The 20,103-nt window shown below is 44.2% G+C and carries 16 protein-coding genes and 2 tRNA genes; 10 read left to right on the top strand and 8 right to left on the bottom strand.

The features are described from left to right. Positions 1–198: 198 nt before the first annotated feature. The 4 genes from I3248_RS00705 to I3248_RS00690 all read right to left on the bottom strand — a co-directional run bounded on the left by I3248_RS00705 (position 199) and on the right by I3248_RS00690 (position 3,070). Positions 199–531, bottom strand: coding sequence for a CopG family transcriptional regulator (locus I3248_RS00705; protein WP_201601218.1), 333 nt, complete (start codon positions 529–531; stop codon positions 199–201). A gap of 559 nt (positions 532–1,090) precedes the next feature. Beyond that, a tRNA-Asn gene (locus tag I3248_RS00700) sits at positions 1,091–1,166 on the bottom strand. A gap of 322 nt (positions 1,167–1,488) precedes the next feature. Beyond that, positions 1,489–1,564: transfer RNA gene (locus tag I3248_RS00695), tRNA-Asn, on the bottom strand. Between the two features lie 303 nt (positions 1,565–1,867). Next, positions 1,868–3,070 (bottom strand): pyridoxal phosphate-dependent aminotransferase, encoded by a 1,203-nt coding sequence (locus tag I3248_RS00690; protein ID WP_025646393.1) that lies wholly within the window; start codon positions 3,068–3,070, stop codon positions 1,868–1,870. A gap of 373 nt (positions 3,071–3,443) precedes the next feature. Here I3248_RS00690 and I3248_RS00685 point away from each other — a divergent pair, with 373 nt between their 5' ends. From I3248_RS00685 to I3248_RS00655, 7 genes are all read left to right on the top strand, one after another. After that, on the top strand, positions 3,444–4,184 hold the full coding sequence (locus tag I3248_RS00685; protein ID WP_201601212.1) for an SDR family NAD(P)-dependent oxidoreductase: 741 nt from the start codon (positions 3,444–3,446) through the stop codon (positions 4,182–4,184). A gap of 69 nt (positions 4,185–4,253) precedes the next feature. Further along, the gene (locus I3248_RS00680; protein WP_238062172.1) at positions 4,254–5,984 is read left to right on the top strand and encodes an FAD-dependent oxidoreductase; all 1,731 of its coding nucleotides are present in this window, start codon (positions 4,254–4,256) and stop codon (positions 5,982–5,984) included. A gap of 11 nt (positions 5,985–5,995) precedes the next feature. Beyond that, on the top strand, positions 5,996–6,988 hold the full coding sequence (locus I3248_RS00675; protein ID WP_238062171.1) for a DUF1365 domain-containing protein: 993 nt from the start codon (positions 5,996–5,998) through the stop codon (positions 6,986–6,988). Between the two features lie 160 nt (positions 6,989–7,148). Then, on the top strand, positions 7,149–8,597 hold the full coding sequence (locus tag I3248_RS00670) for a cyclopropane-fatty-acyl-phospholipid synthase family protein (RefSeq protein WP_238062170.1): 1,449 nt from the start codon (positions 7,149–7,151) through the stop codon (positions 8,595–8,597). Between the two features lie 505 nt (positions 8,598–9,102). Then, positions 9,103–9,528, top strand: a complete 426-nt coding sequence (locus I3248_RS00665) for a DUF2177 family protein (RefSeq protein WP_025646388.1) — start codon at positions 9,103–9,105, stop codon at positions 9,526–9,528. 166 nt (positions 9,529–9,694) lie between these two features. Further along, positions 9,695–10,264: an acyl-CoA thioesterase gene (locus I3248_RS00660; RefSeq protein WP_025646387.1), complete on the top strand. Its 570-nt coding sequence runs from the start codon at positions 9,695–9,697 to the stop codon at positions 10,262–10,264. 141 nt (positions 10,265–10,405) lie between these two features. After that, positions 10,406–11,473, top strand: a complete 1,068-nt coding sequence (locus I3248_RS00655) for a cation diffusion facilitator family transporter (RefSeq protein ID WP_238062169.1) — start codon at positions 10,406–10,408, stop codon at positions 11,471–11,473. Positions 11,474–11,577: 104 nt separating this feature from the next. On the opposite strand, the gene dps is transcribed toward I3248_RS00655, so the two are convergent. Beyond that, complete coding sequence (dps, locus tag I3248_RS00650; protein WP_025646386.1) at positions 11,578–12,060, bottom strand: DNA starvation/stationary phase protection protein Dps; 483 nt, start codon at positions 12,058–12,060, stop codon at positions 11,578–11,580. A 459-nt stretch (positions 12,061–12,519) separates the two neighbouring features. Here dps and uvrB point away from each other — a divergent pair, with 459 nt between their 5' ends. Both uvrB and I3248_RS00640 read left to right on the top strand, forming a co-directional pair. Further along, positions 12,520–14,631, top strand: a complete 2,112-nt coding sequence (uvrB, locus tag I3248_RS00645) for an excinuclease ABC subunit UvrB (protein WP_238062168.1) — start codon at positions 12,520–12,522, stop codon at positions 14,629–14,631. Positions 14,632–14,853: 222 nt separating this feature from the next. After that, on the top strand, positions 14,854–15,234 hold the full coding sequence (locus I3248_RS00640) for a hypothetical protein (RefSeq protein ID WP_269117114.1): 381 nt from the start codon (positions 14,854–14,856) through the stop codon (positions 15,232–15,234). A 129-nt stretch (positions 15,235–15,363) separates the two neighbouring features. Here the strand turns inward: I3248_RS00640 and I3248_RS00635 are convergent, their stop codons facing one another. The 3 genes from I3248_RS00635 to I3248_RS00625 all read right to left on the bottom strand — a co-directional run bounded on the left by I3248_RS00635 (position 15,364) and on the right by I3248_RS00625 (position 18,004). Further along, positions 15,364–16,863, bottom strand: coding sequence for an alkaline phosphatase D family protein (locus I3248_RS00635; RefSeq protein ID WP_346268413.1), 1,500 nt, complete (start codon positions 16,861–16,863; stop codon positions 15,364–15,366). A 77-nt stretch (positions 16,864–16,940) separates the two neighbouring features. After that, on the bottom strand, positions 16,941–17,327 hold the full coding sequence (locus I3248_RS00630) for a hypothetical protein (protein WP_025646382.1): 387 nt from the start codon (positions 17,325–17,327) through the stop codon (positions 16,941–16,943). Positions 17,328–17,488: 161 nt separating this feature from the next. Beyond that, positions 17,489–18,004 (bottom strand): YcjF family protein, encoded by a 516-nt coding sequence (locus I3248_RS00625; protein WP_238062167.1) that lies wholly within the window; start codon positions 18,002–18,004, stop codon positions 17,489–17,491. 254 nt (positions 18,005–18,258) lie between these two features. Here I3248_RS00625 and recJ point away from each other — a divergent pair, with 254 nt between their 5' ends. After that, a complete protein-coding gene (gene recJ / locus I3248_RS00620) occupies positions 18,259–20,100 on the top strand; it encodes a single-stranded-DNA-specific exonuclease RecJ (protein WP_238062166.1) in 1,842 nt (613 codons plus the stop codon). Positions 20,101–20,103: the final 3 nt, after the last annotated feature.

The raw sequence follows: 20,103 nt of genomic DNA, 5'->3' as shown, positions 1-20,103 counted from the left end.
TCAAACCTATCTAATAGTCAATATTGGCTAGGTTTGAGTAAGATTTTTGGAACGGGTGAGACTAAAGAGTTGTCAGTCCAAGGATAAATGATCAAGAATATGAGATAAAAAAAGCTAAGCGCGATTAAGCAAACTTAGCTTTTTTTGAGTCTTTGAGTAGGCGTTAACGATATCGTCTAACGATAGAGGTCGCCCTCATCACTTATCATTGTCTTGTAGCTCAGATAGAGGATGGGTGATATTGTTATTATGAGTCACCACAATAGCCTCATCGATAATACGCTGACTAACGCCGCGCTTACGTAAGGACTCAATAAACACCTCATCATGCGCCAAAGTATAGTCTTGATGGTCGCGATCCAATCCTTGGCGTATATACAAGCGAATCAGCCCCTGAATGCGCTTAAAGCCAAGCTCTGAAGAGGTAGACTGTAATAGCTCAATCATTTCCTCAGAGAGGCGAATGCTAATCGGACGCATGATTTTTTGGGGATGATCAGAGAATTTATTTTTTATGCGTACAGGTATCATAATAAACCATTACTTTTAGTGAGTAGGAATAATAGGGCGTGTTGAACATTCGACCATGGCACTGACAGAGACTATTTTTTAGGCGATTTGCAGATAAAAATGGTAAGTTTAGTCGTTCTAAGCGTCTATTTTTATCAATAAAGCGGCAAAAAATAGTCCTGTCCCTGTTGTTGTAGTTAGGGCTGATGCTAAAATCGCCCTAGTCGTTGTGAAAATCTAGCCAATGCAATAAGCATTACCTGCAATTTTAACGACGACTAGAACTATTTTAGCGATCAGCAGTACGCATTTGTGAATGTTCAACACGCCCTAATATTAAGAAAAAAGATAGCCGACTTTAGAGTGTGCAATGCTATAAGTGCGCTGCGCTATTCATAATGGCAATCAGTATATAGGAGTCATCAGCACTAGCAAAAAAGCTCTCTAAAACACGCTATCTAAATAAACCAGCTATCTGTCTTACCATACAATAAAATGGCGCAAAAAAATAGCTAAGCCAGAAAATAACGCACATAAAAAAGCCCCCATCACATCATGATGAAGGCCTCTTTATAGAATATGGCTCCTCAACCTGGGCTCGAACCAGGGACACACGGATTAACAGTCCGACGCTCTACCAACTGAGCTATTGAGGAATAAAAGGGTATAACTTTAAACTTAAATTAGCAGTGTTTGCTAAGTAGTTCGCGTTATGTGTGGCATATTTTAGCCAAGTCACTTGAGACTGTCAACCTTTAAGCGCAATATTTTTGAACTCTTTAAACCTCGTCTAAAGTCTCTAGCGATTTGCGTAAAAGCTCAAAAATGTAAGATATCAGTCATAAAAAAACCCTCATCAAAAAGATAAGGGTCTTGGCAAATGCCATAATTGAATCAAAGTGATTCAACAAAACAGATTAGCTGGTCATTAAGATATTCGTAGATAACCAGCTAACGATTGACTAATAGTCAAAAATTTGGCTCCTCAACCTGGGCTCGAACCAGGGACACACGGATTAACAGTCCGACGCTCTACCAACTGAGCTATTGAGGAATAAGCTATGAGTGTTTATGCTCATAACGAGCTTAACAACGACTTATTTAGACAATGAGTTGCTGCTAAGTGGAGCGTATTCTAGCAAAGATAAAAAATACGTCAAGCCTTTTTTATTTTTTAATGCAAATTTTAGCTAAATTGGCAAAATTAAGGCTTATTCTTCTTCTGACAGCTAGGATACGCCTTAGTGCTTGACACTATTGGCGAGTATGCCGTAGCCACAAAAAAGACGTCTTTAATAGACGTCTTTTTGCTAAATCATCAAATTTGCTCAATGCTGCTCACGTTTAGATTGGCTAATTACTCTGCAACATCCAAATCAGCAACCGCCGATTCGATACGCGACAGGGCATCTTTTAAAGTCGCTTCATCAGTGGCATAAGAGATACGCATAAAGCCGCCTAAACCGAAAGCATCGCCAGGGACGACTGCGACGCCAACTTTCTCAAGCAACCACTCTGAGAACTCGGTGCACGAAGATAGACCAGCTGCTTTAATCAAAGGCTTAATATTAGGATAGACATAGAAGGCACCGTCAGGGCGCAGGCAAGTAATACCCTTAATCGCATTTAGACCGTCGACAACTAAGTCGCAGCGCTTCTCAAACGCATCGACCATAGGTGTTAGGACACTTTGATCGCCGCTAATAGCGGCAGCTGCTGCTACTTGACTGATAGAGGTTGGGCAAGAGGTCGACTGCGATTGTACTTTTTTCATCGCGCCAATCAGCTTGGCAGGACCACCGGCATAACCGATACGCCAGCCGGTCATGGCATACGCTTTTGATACACCATTTAAGATAATCGCGCGCTCTTTTAATTCAGGAGCGGCGTTTAAGATATTATAGAACTTATCTCCCGTCCAGCGAATGTGCTCATACATATCATCTGAGGCCACATAAACTTGCGGATGCTTTTTCAGAACTTCAGCCAGCGCCTTTAGCTCGTCTAAAGTATAAATCATGCCAGTTGGGTTAGAGGGGCTGTTTAGCACCAGCATTTTGGTTTTGTCAGTGATGGCAGCTTCTAATTGCTCAGCGGTGATCTTGAAATCTTGCTCAGCAGGGCATTCTACGATGACCGGCTTACCTTCAGCGATAAGTACCATGTCAGGATAGCTGACCCAGTATGGTGCTGGAATAATGACTTCATCGCCTGGATTAATAAAGGCTTGCGCTAAATTAAAGAACGACTGCTTACCACCTACCGATACTAGGATCTCATTTGGCTCATAGCTGATGTCATTATCACGCTTGAACTTGTCGATGATGGCTTTTTTTAGCTCAGGCGTACCGTCAACGGCAGTGTATTTAGTAAAGCCATTATTAATCGCTTCAATCGCCGCTTGCTTGACGTGCTCTGGGGTATCAAAATCTGGCTCGCCTGCACCCAAACCGATAATGTCTTTACCAGCCGCTTTTAGCTCTTTGGCTTTGTTGGTAATAGCAAGAGTTGGTGAAGGTTTGATGCCATTAACGCGGTCAGATAGTTGCAGCTCGCTCATAAAAAATCCTTAATAAGTCTGAATAGAAAATAGAGATAGGATAGAAACGCCGTTATTAAATGGTCGTTATTAGAAGTGTCACTATAAAAGTAGAATTATCGCTGTGCCCACGCGCCTCAATAAGCGCGAGTAGCGGCTTTATTGTAGCATGTAGACGGTAGGCTGTCCTACCACACTAGTAACAGAAAATTTATGGTCTTTGGCAAAGTCAGACTCTGAATAACCATATCTAACTTTTATTTTACGTTTGCGAAGTTACAACAATAACGATAACTTTTATTTGTATTATTTAGCTATTATAAACTCAAGTATTGCTAAAACAACTATGGGTTAATAGTGAGAATGCAATCATCATTAAAAAGGGACGAGTGTAATGGCAACAACGACTGAAAGACTGCATATCGTAATCACAGGTGCGACCTCAGGTATAGGTATGCAACTCGCAAAAGACTACTTAGCAAAGGATCAGCACGTCTATGCGGTAGGGCGCGATGATGAGGCTTTAGCGGAACTCAAAAGTTTAGGCGCGACGTCCATAGATTTGGACTTGATGGATAGAGAAGCGGTCATCGCGGCTTTTGAGAAGCTAGATACCATTGACCTAGCAATTTGCTGCGCGGGGGCTTGCGAGTACTTAGATATGCCGAACTTTGACAGCGAAAGCTTTATGAAAGTGATGTCAATCAATATGGGCACACTCTCGCACGCTATCGAAGGCGTGCTACCTAAACTTATCGCCTCAAAAGGTCGCCTAGTCGGTTTAGGCTCGGCCTCCGCTTATGTGCCTTTTGCTCGCGCAGAAGCTTATGGCAGCTCTAAGGCGGCGATTCATTATCTTATGAAAACGTTGCAAATCAGTCTTGCACCATTTGATGTCGCGGTCAGCTTAGTTGTGCCAGGGTTTGTCGATACGCCGATGACTGAGCAAAACGATTTTCCGATGCCGTTTTTGCAGACTCCTCAGCAAGCCAGTCAAGCCATTCGTGATGGTATCGAAGCTGAGCACGAAGTCATTGAGTTTCCAAGAAAACTAACTTTGCCACTAAAAACTTTAGGCACTCTGCCTGATATGGCGTGGCAGCAAGTCAGTAAGCAGCTGTACAAAAAGTCATAAGTGAGTCGCTAGAGAGCTACGTACATCAAGACAGTCAAATATATTAAAAAAGTCTAAAGGATAATAGGCATGCCGTTGTTTCGCCGTAACGCTGTAACCGCCGCACAGAGTAGTACTAGCGATGATAATCGCCAAAAGAATGGTAAAACTAAAAAACATATTGCCATTATCGGTTCAGGCGTCTCAGGACTCACTTGCGCGCACTATTTAGTAGAAGAGCACGACGTTACCGTCTTTGAAGCTAATGATTATATCGGTGGTCACGTCAATACTATCGATGTGGCATTACAAGACGGCAGAAAGTCAAAGTCTAGGTTTAGTAAAAAAAGTCAGGCAGAAAAAAGTGCGATTGATACCGGTTTTATTGTCTTTAATGAGCGCACTTATCCGAATTTTTTTCGTCTGTTGCATGAGCTGCAAGTGCCGTTTCAATCGACAGATATGAGCTTTTCGGTCAAAAACGTTGCCCGCAACTTTGAGTATAACGGTCATACCATAAATACTTTGCTATCGCAGCGTAAAAATATCATCAGCCCGAAGTTTTGGCGCTTTGTGCAAGATATATTGCAATTTAACAAGCAGATGAAGCAGCTGCGTCAGGATTTTGAAGCGGCTCGCAGCAATGGCGAAGCGGTCACTCGCTACACTCAGCAAACCTTGAGCGAGTATTTAGCCAGTAAACGTTACGGAAAATTATTTACTGATAACTACCTGCTGCCTATGGTGTCAGCTATTTGGTCAACGAGCTTAGAAGACGTACAAGATTTCCCGTTAGTCTTCTTTGCGCAGTTCTTTGATAATCATGGTCTGCTAGACGTGGTCAATCGCCCGCAGTGGTTCACGATTAAAGGTGGCTCTAAGCAATATGTTAATAAGTTGGTGACGCGCTTTGTTAAAAAAGGTGGGCAAGTGCGAGTCAACTCTCCCGTACAGTCGGTCACTCGTAATAGGGACAACAAAGCTGACAGTACTGACGCTAAAGTGACTTTGAAGATGAGTAATGGCAAGAGTATAGAAAGTTTAGACTTTAATGAGGTGATTTTTGCGTGTCACGCCGATACTGCTTTAAAGATTTTGCAAGATGCGACTAGCGATGAGACTGAGGTCTTAAGTCATTTTCGCTTTACTTCTAACACAGCTGTGTTGCATACCGATACTAGCGTCCTGCCCAATAAGCCATTGGCTTGGGCGAGTTGGAACTACTTGCTTGATGCCGATGGCAAGACGCATAACACAGTCGAGCAAACTTCTGCGAAGCCAGTACTGACGTATCATATGAATATCTTACAAAGGCTGACGAAGCAGCACAATTATCTGGTCACTCTTAATCACAAGATTGACCCTGCACAAATTATCAAGTCGATTGACTATAGCCATCCGGTGTTTGACAAGCCGATGATAGAGGCGCAAAAGCAGTGGTCAACCATCTCTAGTAGTGGTTTGCACACGCATTTTTGCGGTGCTTATTGGTTTAATGGTTTTCACGAAGATGGCGTGCGCAGTGGCTTGCGAGTTTGTCAGTCTTTAGGTAGTCAGATTGACATCAAAGACGAGGTTGACGCCAGTCATTTGCCAGATGGTGAGTCGGCGCATACGCCCTTTGTCTATAAAGACATACCAGTCAGAGCGGATAAATCTATGCACAAATTAGACAATCGCCAACTGCTTAGTGCGGAGACCAATCAAGAATTGCTTGCTTATATCGCATCGATAGCAGCTAAGCCTAAAGTTCTAACCGCTGCTAAAACAAAAAAGCACGGTCTGTTGGCTAGAGTCCTTCACAGCAGTAAACATAAATGAAAGAGCGCTTAATGCCTAAAAGAGACCACTCGTCTAATAGTCAATTTACCCATCAGCTGTTTCATGGCACAACGTGGCACAGTCGCCTATTACCGAGTGTGCATAAATTTATCTATCCGTACCGTTATTGGGGCGTCAATATTAGCGCTTTGGCAGCAGGTGATGGATTACCAGAAGTCGCAAGCATGCAGCTTCAAAATAACCATACTCATAGCGCAAAACTGTTCAATAAACTTCTCTTTGGTGCAGCAATTATCAAAGGCTTGCCGATATTTTCAGCGAAACATAAAGCGTTACAGCAGTTTTATGCCGATGACTACTTGCAAGGTTTGCCATTAGATCAGGCGAATCAAGAAATAGCTGATATTACTAGTGCTGATGCTAATGTTCAAAGTATAGAGGGATTGTTGCAGCGTTTAAATGCTGTCTTTAAAGATAAAACGGGCAGCACGCCGACAGGCGAGATTATTGGCTTGATAGTGTGCCGTAATGTTGGTGTTTATTTTAGCCCAGTGAACTTTTATATCGGTTTTGATAGTGAGCAAACGCCCACCCATTTACTAGCAGAAGTGTCTAATACACCGTGGGATAAGCGCCACTATTATGGTTTTTTATTAAAAGGCGAGGAGACGGAGCTTTGTCATGATAAAGATTTTCATGTCTCGCCCTTTAATCCTATCGATCAGCTCTATCGCTGGCAGGTCAGCGTCAAACCACAACCGTCTAAAAGCAATAAGGCTAATAAAAACGATGTTTTTGATATTCGGATAGCGATCAATATCAGTGACAAGCGCGGTGAAGTACTCAAAACGGGCATAAAAATGAGTGGAGAGCCGATGACCCACGAGAGCATCCGCCAAAGCTTAAAACAAAACCCATTGATGAATTTCACCTCACTCACTCGTATCTATTGGCATGCTTTTAAACTCTATGCATTCAAAAAAGTGCCTTATATCAATTACGATGAGAAGCTAGCAGATAGTGAGCAGTCAGTAAATAATTAACAAGTAATCACTCAGCCGGCTAAAACTGAGCTGATGTAACAGATCTAGACCATAGTTTTAACGACATAAAAGCTTTGAACAACAGTAGTAAAGAAAAATATTAATATTGAGCGTTGATCCATAGGCGACTCTCTTAAACGGACAAGAGGATACCACCGCGATGCCAGCCCGACCAACCGATCGCCAGCCAAGCAGTAGATTAGAAAAAATAAATGCCCGTGTGAGTCAGGCTTTAAATGATAGCGCTCTTTTGCGACCTGTGAGTAACGGCGTTAATGCTTTAGCTAGAAAGGCGATATTTCAAGCGTTAAAACGAGTACAGTTTGGCGGTATCACAGTAATAGAGGATTATGCTCAGCAGACGCAAGCATATAGCTTTGGTAGTCAGGCTATCAATAGCAAAAGTAGCTCTGCTATTGGTCGTCATTTTCTACATGTAACCCTCACGATTCATGATATCAGTGTCTATCGTCAGCTGCTTTTTGGCGGATCTATAGCGCTTGCCGATAGCTACATTAATGGCGAGTGGGATACCGATGATTTGACAGGCTTGATACGCTTGGCGGCGCGTAATCTAGCAGTGCTCAATAAGCTTGAGAACCGCTTTGCCGGTATAAGCAAAGCCTTTGAGAAGGCCAATCATCAGCTGCGTAGTAACGACCAGTCAGGCTCTAAATCCAATATCTTAGCTCACTATGACTTGGGCAACGATATGTATCAGCGTTTTTTAGATGAGACCATGATGTACTCCTCGGCCGTCTACAAAAACCCAGAGGCCACCCTTAGCGAGGCTCAGCAGCATAAGCTTGCGCTTATCTGTCAGCGCCTGCAATTGACTGCCGATGATCAGGTAATAGAGATTGGCACTGGCTGGGGCGGTTTTGCCATTTATGCTGCGAGTCATTACGGCTGTCATGTAACGACCACAACCATATCCGATGCGCAGTTTGATGAAGCACAGGCGCGCATTGACGCGGCAGGGCTGTCTGACAAGATAACTTTACTCAAAGAGGACTATCGCAATCTGTCAGGACAGTATGACAAGCTAGTCAGCATTGAGATGATAGAGGCAGTCGGTTGTGAGTATTTGCCCACCTTTTTTGCTAAGTGCAATGATTTGCTTAAGCCTACGGGACTAATGGTACTACAAGCCATCACCTTTAACGATCAAAACTATCAAGACTATATTGATTCAGTGGATTTTATTCAGACCCATATCTTCCCAGGCGGCTGTCTGCTCTCTAATCAAGAGCTGAATAACCAGTTTATGCAGCAGACGGATATGGTTATCAAGCAACTGCATGACTATGGCTTTGACTACGCGCATACTTTACGCGATTGGCGTATTGCCTTTATGTCGCAGCGCGAGGATATCAAAGCACTTGGTTATGATGAGGCCTTTATTCGTCTATGGGAGTTTTATTTTTGTTACTGCGAAGGCGGCTTTTTGGAGCGCACCATTGGCGTTGTCCAACTGACTGCGGTGAAACCTGACAATATCGACATTTTACATTTCTCTGATTCGCCTGTAATTGATGTGATAAACAAGCCCATGGGCAGTACTATTAATCAGCGTAGCGCTTCTAGCATTGCGGCTGCATTTGGCTAAGGACAAGATGTCTAACATTAGGGCGTGTTGAACATTCAAATGTGGCACTGGCGGCGGCTATTTTTCAGGCAATACGCAGTGAAATTTTCGAATGCTAGTCATTCTAGGATAGACAATTTCACCATGTATTGGCAAAAAAGAGCCCCGCCCCAAAGGGCTGATGCTAAAATCACCCCAAACGGTGTTGTAAACCTAGCTAAGGCCTCGACATTATCGTCGGTTTACGCCTAGTTTGGTGCGATTTTATCTATCAGCAGTCCTAATATTTGAATGTTCAATACGCCCTAGAATAGTTATCGTTATAAAAGCTTTATAAACTATAGGCTCTTACAATTGAGACACTTTACAATTAAGTTACCTAAAGCCATAACGATTACTAAACCTAAAAACGTCATATTGAAGTACAGTTAAAGCATGGTAATAAGTCTAATAGATTACGCAAATAAAATAGGCTAGACATAGGGGCAGTGGAAATCTATGTGTAGTATGATAAAAGGATATTATTATGGGCTATACGTTTGTTTATCTCGTTGCTGTTGCTATGTTTTTGGGCGTGGATTTTGTCTGGCTGTCAACGATGAAAGGGCTGTTTTATGAGGAGCGTATCGGTCATCTTTTAGCGAATGAGCCGAATATGATGGCGGCGGCTGTGTTTTATATGTTCTATATCCTAGCTTTATGTATTATTGTTCTTTATCCGCAAATAAAAGCAGAGGCCTCTATCGGGCATATCTTCTTATTGGGCGGCTTACTTGGCTTAATGGCATACGGTACTTATGACTTTACCAGTTTGGCCTTATTTAAAGGCTATACGCTAGATACTGCCTTGGTAGACTTTACTTGGGGCGGTTTTTTAACGGGTTCAGTCAGTGCGGGCACAGCTTGGTTAGCATATCGTTTTCGCTGGCTAAATAAAGCGGCTACAGCTTAATTTCTTGAGCGATTAATAACGGCGGTTTAACTTAGGTTAAGCCGTTTTTTTGGTTTTATCGATTTGCACTAAATAATCGCCTACTGTATAAATGACAAATAAACTTTGCACAACAAACCACAATGACACTTTCACAATGACTTCCGTACAGTAACTAAGGATCACTATGGCTCAGTTCAACACCAGCTCCACCGCCAAAAAAGCCCCTTTAAACCACGAACTTTATATGTCGATACTGATGACTCCAGACATGGCCAACTTCATCGGTAATGTCCACGGTGGTGACTTGCTCAAAATGCTCGATCAAGTCGCTTATGCCTGTGCCAGTCGCTACAGTGGTAGCTACGTTGTCACGCTATCGGTCGATCAGGTGATGTTCCGTGAGCCTATCTATGTCGGCGAGCTCGTCACTTTTGCCGCTAGTGTTAATTACGTCGGTACCACCTCAATGGAGGTCGGTATCAGAGTCGAAGCTGAAGATGTACGCGCGCGGACGATCCGCCATACCAATAGCTGCTACTTTACTATGGTCGCGATCGACGATAACGGCAAGCCTACGCCTGTGCCGCCGCTAGAGATCAAAAACGAGAGCCAACAGTGCCGCGCTGATGCAGCATTAGAGCGAAAAGAGATGCGTATGCAAAGCGCACATCGTCCTAGTTGCGATATCAGTAAAGAAGTCGGAGAGTTGACCCGCACAGCTGAAAATACGCAGACCAACCCAGAATCTAAGTAACCCAGAATCTAAGTAACATCGTCAAAAGTTACCATCAGTTAACGGATGGGCTACTGTAAAACAATAACGGTTAATTTATTTTAGTCTAGATAATAATTATGTTTAGCCTTTAAACTTTTAACCCATGCTATAGAGTTTTTTATGAGTCTAAAACCCTCCGTCGCCAACCCGCAATTACACTTAGGTGGTCCAGAGCTGACGCGTCATAAACCAAACGCGCAAAAGCCTGAACCAGATCCTGATAATAAAGATAAAAAGTCCAGCTCGGTGATTACGGTTTTGATTGCTATTGGCGCTAACTTTTTGATCGCTATCGCTAAGTCCGTTGCCGCTTTTATCACCGGCTCGGCGTCTATGGTAGCGGAGGCGGCGCACTCATGGGCGGATACGGGCAATGGTGTTTTTTTATTAGTCGCTGAGAAAAAAGCCGTCAAACCTGCGGATGAAAGTCATCCGTTAGGCTATGGTAAAGAAGCTTATGTGTGGTCGATGATAGCGGCTTTTGGCGTGTTTATGGCAGGCTCCATTGTCTCTATTTATACAGGTATTACCGAATGGAATGCACCAGAAGCTGAGACCAATTATACGATCGCTTTTATTATTTTGGCAGTGGCTTTTGTACTTGAGGGCTTCTCGTTAGTGCAAGCTTATTTGCAAAGTAAAAAGCAAGGTCAGGCTATCGAGGTTAGCGCTATTGGTTATGTGGTTGAGACTTCTAACCCCACTTTGCGCGGGGTGTTTTTTGAGGACTTAGCGGCGGTTACTGGTCTAGTTATCGCGGCAGCGGCAATGGGCATGCACGTCTATACCGGGCAGGCTTTTTGGGATGCGTTAGGTTCCATTATTGTCGGTATATTATTAGGGGCAGTGGCGATATTTTTGATCAGTCGTAATCGCGACTTTTTGGTGGGGTATAAAGTTTCAGATAGTACGCATGATTATGTATTAAGCGAGCTTTTGAGACATGAAGGAGTCGATAGCGTCTCTTACTTACATTTAGAATGGGTGGGACCAAAAAAGATATTTATGGTAGCGGCTGTAGATGTCAGAGGTAATCAAAGAGAAGAGAGTATCGCGCAGATCTTTGAGAGCATCGAGAGCCAGTTTCGTGCCAATAAGATATTTCAAGAGGCCATCCTGACGCTATCTGCGCCTAATGCCAAAACCATCGCGCCGCCTAAAAGCTCTCCAAATCCAGTGCGAAGCTAAATAACCCTAGTATCAAATCAAAAAAAGTATCAAACCAAAAAAATCGCCATCTAGGCGATTTTTTTTTGTATTCTATAACTTAGCAAATAACAGTGATAGAAATATTATTTTTTAGGCGCATTAGCACCGATGAACCAAGCATCTTTATCGATAGTACGGCTAACTTCGGTTAATAAATCCGCAGTATCTTCGTCGCCTGCATCACCAGCTGTATCGATACCTTCACGTAGTGAAGCTGCAATAGTCTTATAACGGTTGGTCAGCTCACGAACATGCTGCTCAACCTCAGTAATATCAGTTGGGTAAGTTTCTAAAATAGAATCTTCAACGACACGCTTAGAGATGCCATTTGCTTTGCCGCCCAAGATGACAATACGTTCAGCGACAGTATCAAAAGCTTCTGTCAGACGTTCATAAGTTTCATCTAATAACTGATGCACGCCGATGAATCCAGTACCTTGTAAGTTCCAATGGCACTGCTTGCTATCCATACTCAAATCAATCAAGTTGGCTAGATTAGAGTTTAACAGCTCAACCATTTTTTTGGCAGTATCATCATTTATACCACTTGCATAACGTTCTCTCATAGATTACTCCATTTTTGATTATATTTAATTGTTATCTAATAACCGACTAAATTTTTAGACTCTTAGTTTAAAGCTCTTAGTCAGCGTTTTCTTATCAACTTTCGATACTAATAATAACAGCTTATTAAAGGTATGCAACCCATGAGCGTTAGGCTTTATTAGGTGGTCATGTAATGGCTTTGTTAAGCATGAAAATCTTTGTAAATATAATAGCTAAAACAAGCTTAATTATAATCTTTGATTACCTAAGCGGGGCAGCAGCCTTTGATTTAACAAAGTATCTTAATGAGCTTCTTATCAATACTCACTCATAACTGATAGCTGAATATCAGCTTTGATAGTCAGTGATTATGGTCTGTAATTAACACCAAATTACTAGCATCAAGGCCAGCAAATAACCTTTAAAAACAGGCGTAAAGCCCCCACATAATTGTAAACTTAAAAAAGAAGAAAGCTAATATGCGTATGCCCGAACCGCGCTCGTCGCGCCAGTTAAATCAATTAGCCACTCAGCTACAAGGCGAAGCTGAGATCAGTGGTGTCAATGCGTCAGGAACGCAAATATCGAGCCGCGCCTTTGAGATGGTCACCGACTTTGAGCCTGCAGGCGATCAACCGCAGGCGATTGAAAAGCTCGTTAAGGGTATCAATGCTGATATGGATGAGCAGCTGCTGCTTGGCGTGACGGGTTCGGGTAAGACTTATACGATGGCTAAGGTGATTAGCGAGTGCCAGCGCCCAACGATTATCATGGCGCATAACAAAACTTTGGCGGCGCAGTTATATGGCGAGTTTAAAGCCTTTTTTCCGAATAACGCTGTTGAGTATTTTGTCAGCTATTATGACTATTATCAGCCCGAAGCTTATGTGGCAGCTAGCGACACCTTTATCGAAAAAGACAGCGCTATTAATGATCATATTGATCAGATGCGTCTGTCGGCAACGCGGGCATTGCTTGAGCGCCGGGATGCTATTATCGTCGCATCCGTCTCTTGTATCTACGGTCTGGGTGATCCGGAGAGTTATCTTAAAATGCTCTTGCACGTCGTCGTCGGTGACAAGATCGATCGTACCGCGACCATCAAACGTCTGGTCGAGATGCAATATACCCGCAACGAGCTGGATTTTGGCCGTGGTACGTATCGCTTGCGCGGGGAGCTACTTGACATCTATCCTGCGGAGTCTGAGCAGTTGGCGATTCGTATTCACCTGTTTGATGACGAGGTCGAAAAAATCACTTGGTTCGATCCTTTGACAGGCAAAACCGTGCGCAGTGTGCCACGGATTACCATTTATCCCAAGTCGCATTATGTGACACCGCGTAATCGCCTTGAGGCCGCCAGCGAGACCATTCGTGCTGAGCTTGAGCCGCGTCTTGAGTACTTTCGTGATAATAATAAACTGATTGAAGCGCAGCGCCTCAAAGAGCGCACGCAGTATGATCTAGAGATGATTCAGCAGCTCGGCTACTGTAATGGTATCGAAAACTACTCGCAGCATCTCTCTGGTCGTCCTTGGGGTGAGGCGCCGCCAACGTTGTTTGATTATATTCCAGAAGATGCGCTGCTGTTTATCGACGAGTCGCATGTGACTGTCTCGCAGGTCGGCGCGATGTATAAAGGTGATAGGTCGCGTAAAGAGAACTTGGTGAATTACGGCTTTCGTCTGCCAAGCGCGATGAATAATCGGCCGATGAAGTTTGAAGAGTGGGAGCGCATCAAGCCCAAGACCATTTATGTTAGTGCGACCCCAGCGCAATACGAGCTTGAGCACAGCGAGCAAGTCGTCGAGCAAGTGGTGCGACCAACAGGCTTGATTGATCCTGAGATTGAGATACGCCCTGTATTGACCCAGGTCGATGATGTGCTCTCAGAGATTACCAAACGCCGCGAGCTGGATGAGCGCGTATTGATTACCACTTTGACCAAACGCATGGCGGAAGATCTCACCAGCTATCTCAAAGAATACGATATCAAGGTGGCCTATTTGCACTCCGACATCGATACCGTTGAGCGTATGCAAATCATTCATGAGCTGCGTACCGGTGTCCATGATGTACTCGTCGGCATTAACCTGCTGCGTGAAGGGCTCGATATGCCAGAAGTATCATTGGTGGCGATATTTGATGCTGATAAAGAAGGCTTTTTGCGCTCTGAGCGCTCCCTTATTCAGACCATTGGCCGCGCTGCTCGCCACCTAAACGGTAAAGCGATTCTTTACGCCGATCGTATTACGCCAAGTATGGAAAAGGCGATAGAGGAGACCGATCGTCGCCGCGAAAAGCAAATTGCCTTTAATGTGGAGCATAACATCACGCCAAAAGGCGCGCGCCGTAGTGTCACTGATAAAATTGATACCGGTGAAGAGCTTGATGCTAACGACAATCAAGCGATTCCAGTTAAGAGCAATCTGCCGGATGTCGATATCAGTATACTCAGAAGCCCTGATCTGCTGGCTAAAGAGATCAACCGTCTTGAGAAGCTAATGAAGCAGTTCTCGCGTGACCTCAAGTTTGAGGACGCTGCTAAGACACGCGATAAAGTGCTAGAGCTCAAGGCGCATTTGATTTAGAAGTATGCGAAGTTGAAAACCCGATATTTCGATATAACGAAGAGCGGCTATTCTTACTAACTATAAACGCAGTTTTACATTTTTTACCTTAAAAATAGCGAGTTCATTTTATAGAATAAATTGATAAAGTATCGTTTGATAAAGCTAGCTAAAGCTCCGGCTTATACAGACTTTAGCTAAAAAATAAGATTTTTAATAAATTATTCTAGGAGTATAACCATAATGGACGTCAAAGCGTTATTTAAAAAAGGAATCGAAAAAGAGTTACTCGACGTCGATGATTATATTTTTACGCCGCAGCGTTTCGATATGATGATTGATGAGGGAGAGCTGATTTGTGTGCTAAATAGTGACGGTAGTGTCAATGTGTTTTATAGCAAACAAGGCATTACTGATGTCAGAGCGGCGGCGCGTAAGCATCCCTTTACTGATTTTGAGACTGAGCTGCATCACGGTCTTTATGATGACGTGATTGAAGATCTCATCGATGGTGTTAATGAGATCATAAATACGCATTCTAAGTATTTCCGCCGTAGTAAAGTACTACCGATGGCGGCAGCTGTAGGTCCTGATACGGTTATTACTGATGCCGATAAGCTCTAAGCGCTTGAAGGTTTTAGAGTAGCGTTGTCTAGAGAGTTTCTATAGAGTCACAATAAAAGAGGTGCACTAATTGTTTAGTGCACCTCTTTTATTGTGACTTGATCGTCGCTTGGTGTTAATACACTCGAATCAAACCGTTTTTACTGCGACAGCTTTGTCTTTGGAGGCCAGAGCGGGTGAGTCCATAATAGATCGAGCTTGTGAGCTATCTACCAAATGATTCGTTGATGTTTGCGTGACTAAGCCTTTGGCAAAGCGAGTGCTATCGTTGCGCTCTTTTAAGGTATCGGTATAGTACCATTCACAGCCAAAGGCTTGCTCAGTGATATCAAGAAGCATATAGCCATGATCAACTTGATTATTAAATTTTTGGTGCGGATTGGCTTCTGGGCCGGAGTTATCCTCAGGTGAAGCTAATGACGTTAAAGCCGGACAGACGAACTCTACCGCCAGCGAGCCTTCTCCAGTGCCTGGATTATAGCTGCTAGTCTCAAAAGGGTTTTTGGCCACATCAAAGGCAAATGAGGCATGATAGTCGCCAGTGAGTACGACGGTATTGTCAATATTGTTATCTTCAATAAACTCTAACAAACGATTACGTGCACTAGCATAGCCGTTCCAAATATCACCAGAGTTGGTTGCAGACGCTCCCATAAAAGGCGCTAAAATTACTTGCTGACCTAGCACTTGCCAAGCTGCGCCGCGATTTTTACCATCCATTAGGTTTAGATAGAGCCAGTTTTCTTGCTCAAGTCCAAGTAGTTGACGCTCAGGCTCATTACTAGCAGAGGCGTCAAGCTTCTCACGGCCAAAGATACGCGTGTCTAACATATTTAAGTCAAACAGCTTACCAAACTCAAAACGTCTATAAATACGCAGTTGACTATCTAGCTCATTGCTATCATCACCGCGAATCGGCATCCACTCATGATACGCGCGCACCGCTGACATCTTGCGCTCTATATAGCTGCCTTTACTAGGAAAATGGAATCTGGCACCGCCTTTCCATGAGTTGTCGGCGATTTCGTGATCATCCCAAACTGCAATAAACGGATGCTGACGATGACACTCTTGTAGGTCTATGTCAGTACGATAACAAGCGTAACGCAGGCGATAATCTTCTAAGCTTATAATTTCATTCTCAGGGAAAATTGGTCGCTCGTCTTTCAAATCGTTGTCGCGATAAAAACCTTCTGGATACTCGTAAATGTAATCGCCCAAATGCAGGACTGCCGAGATATCCGCTTGCTTAGCGATATCGGCATAACCGTTAAAATAACCATAGCCATAATTAGAGCGAGATACTACTGCCAAACGTACGCGATCAACTTCGCTTGCTGGCAGATCAGCATTAGGGATAGTGCGGGTGCGGCCGACAGGAGAAGCGTAGCCTAAAGCCTCAAACTGATAGTAGTAAGTGGTATTAGGCTCAGGCAGTTTAGGATCCACTTTTACTGTAAAGTCAGTCTCAGCAGTGGCTCGGCTTTTGCCTCTAGCTACGACGTTTTGTAGCTCTGGATCAGTCGCAACGACATAACCAACAGGGATGCTAGCGGCGGTGATGCTACCGTCATTGGTGATGCGTGTCCATAGTATGACTTTATCATGTAGAGGGTCACCGCTGGCAATACCATGAACAAAAGGCGCAGCGCCTTGATACCCTAAGTCATCTAGTTTATTTGCACAATGACGCGGTTTGTAACCGCTTAGCCAACGATGCTGCCATAGCAGCTTTGTAGCGATTTTGCGACGACTCGAGTGACCAGTTGCGTACGGTAGCTTGGATCTATTGCCGCATTACCTAATTCAACGAGAGTCACTTGCTGCGGTGCTTGCTCACTGACGCAGCCGCATACCCGAGACTTGACCGCTTCTTCTTGCTCATCACTCATCGCCGCGCTAGCAATACGCCACGCATTTTGGTTTTCGATTTGGCTGCGGCATTGGTTATCAATAGCGGCTTTGAAGACATTCATACCAATCTCATTGGCCGTACCGATAGCATCGCCTGAATTGCTAGTAGCGCCAGTAGAAGCGCAGCCTGTTAGAGCAAGAGCCGCTAGCATAGTAGTGGAGAGTACAAGTTTTTTCATTATTTAGTCCTTTAAGCTGAATTTGTAATAGGCAAAATAGCACGACTGGTTTTTAATTAATAGTGGCAAGCTTTATACATGAGATATAAAAAACCAGCTAAGCGACGCTTAACTGGCGATATGGTTGCAAGTATCTAGTCATTAATGATTTAACTGATGGTTTAGACGTTTTTGCTGCTTTGTTTTTGCTGAATCTCTTTGGCAAGTTTGTAGCAATCCTCAACATGATCAGAGGCAATTTTTTTGAAGATAGTGTAGCCCATAGTCGCTGCAACGAGTTGCCCGCCTAATGGTACAAACTTCGTCACTTGTTTTGCTGCGATACGGCCGCCGAAGCCTTGAACGGTCTTTTTGACGATACCGCGAGTGGCCATTAAACCTGCGAAGTCAACGGTCCGATCTCTGATAGCGCTCCAGTGTACTTCGCGCGACTCTAGATCAATGGCTGATTTGCGGTCTTCGATGAGGCCAAAACGCTCACTAATCTCAGGGATGAGCTGAGTGAGCATACCTGCATCAACGGCAACATCAAAAAACGGTACAGGCACAACCGCTACACCGGCTGAAAACTTCGCGCGTTTTTTGACTAATTTTAAGCACTCTTTTCTGACTTGTTCGAGGTCTAAGTTGGGATCAATAGTGCTAGGAAGTTTTTCAGCTTTTGGCGTCGTTTTCATAAATTATCCTTATAATAGGGTGAATAGTTAAAAGTGGAAACAAAAAAGTTAATTTATAGTTTAAGGAAATATTTGCACTGTACAATCATAGCTTTGTAGCAAATTGCAGAAAAGTAGCGCAAAAATGCACGGTTTTTGTAACTGCTATCATAAGTTTTTCTCTAACAGCTATGCAGCAGACTATTCAAACGATAAGTGGTCGTAAGATAAAAATTAATATTGTGACCCTCTACTAAAGCCAGTAGAATACCGCTATGCTAAATTTAACTCCCCGCTTTACTGGTACTCGTATCGACGAGCTACCCATCGCGCTGCAAGCGCTCGCTGCTCAGTCTTTTACCCTGGCTCGGTTATATGCCGGCCGAGGTATCATGCAGCCTGAAGAGCTTGAGACTCAGCTTTCAGGTTTGCTGCCTGCTGAAGACTTGCATGGCGTCACACAAGCAGTGCGCTTATTAGATGCAGCTATCGATGAGGGCAAGCGCATTTTAATCGTCGGCGACTTTGACTGTGACGGTGCAACGAGTACGGCGCTGATGATGCGTGCGTTAAATCAGATGGGCGCGCAAGTCGATTTCTTAGTGCCCGATCGCTTTAAGTACGGCTATGGTCTAACGCCGGAAATTGTCGAATTAGGCATTGAGACTTATCAGCCTGATTTGATTGTTACCGTTGATAATGGTATCTCAAGTCATGAGGGTGTTGCCCGCGCGCAAGCGGACGGTATCACCGTTATCATTACCGATCATCATCTAACGACCAAAGCGACGCCGCCGGCTGAAGCAGTGGTTAACCCTAATCAGCTAGACTGCAGCTTTGATAGTAAGGCTTTGGTGGGAGTCGGCGTGGCTTTTTATGTCTTAGGCAGGCTTGCAAAGCTTAGACGTGAAGCGGGTAAACCGGCGGTGCAAGTCAGTCAATATCTAGACTTAGTAGCGCTCGGCACTATCGCTGATGTCGGCGTACTCGATAAAAATAACCGTATCCTTGTTCATCATGGGCTAAATGCCATTCGCCAAGGGCGCTGCTGCATCGGTATTTTAGCCTTGCTTGAGCAAGCAGGACGTGACCCTAAGCAGCTGCATGCGCAGGACTTTGGCTTTGTATTGGGGCCACGGATCAATGCAGCGGGACGTATGGACAATATGCGCATCGGTATTGAGTGCTTATTGACCGATGACTGGGGGACAGCCCAGCGCTTAGCACATGAGCTTGAGCGACTTAATCGCAGTCGCCGACAAGTCGAGGGCGAGATGCGGGCGCAGGCTGATCAAATTATTAAGGATTTAGAAAATGATAGCGCAGCTGACAATACTCTAGAGACTGATCTAGAAGGCAGCGATGATACTATCATCGCCTCTACAGTCAAAACAACGCTAACCGTAGATGCTGGGCCAGCCACTGCTACCAAACGCAGCTTAGTGCTCTATCAGGACGACTGGCATCAAGGCGTCATCGGTATCGTCGCAGGCCGCCTAAAAGAAAGCCACTATCGGCCCAGTATTGTCTTTGCTCCTGCAGATACCGAACGTACGGGAGACGACGACGCAATCAAAGGCTCGGCGCGCTCCATCGCTGGGGTGCATATTCGCGACGCTATTGAGCAAGTCGCTGAGCAAAACCCCGAGCTTATTACCCACTTTGGTGGTCATGCGATGGCCGCTGGCTTGACGATTAAACGTCGCAATTTTGATGAGTTTGTCGCCGCTTTTGATGAGGTATTGGCGGAGCTGGATCAAGAGGTTTTCGCTGAACAAAAATTCACCGATGGTGAGCTGCAAGCAAGCGACTTTAGCTTATGGTTCGCTGATGAGTTGGCCGATGCGAGTATCTGGGGACATGGCTTTGCCGCGCCAATATTCGATGGCATCTTTGAAGTCTTAAGCTTCAAGATACTCAAAGACAAGCATCTCAAACTCTCCTTACGCTATCCTGGTGTGCAGTATCCTATCGATGCTATTTATTTTAATTTTGATACCGATGTCTGGGATTACCGCGCCGAAAAGGTACATATCCTCTTTGAGCTCGATGTCAATGAATGGAATGGTAAACGCAGCTTACAGCTGATGGTCAAAGATTTGGCTTTAGTAAACTAAGAG

The organism is Psychrobacter sp. Ps3 (assembly GCF_022129275.1).
Lineage (GTDB): Bacteria > Pseudomonadota > Gammaproteobacteria > Pseudomonadales > Moraxellaceae > Psychrobacter > Psychrobacter submarinus.
Note: the sequence above shows the minus strand (reverse complement) of the source record. Positions and strands in the feature narration are given on the sequence as shown.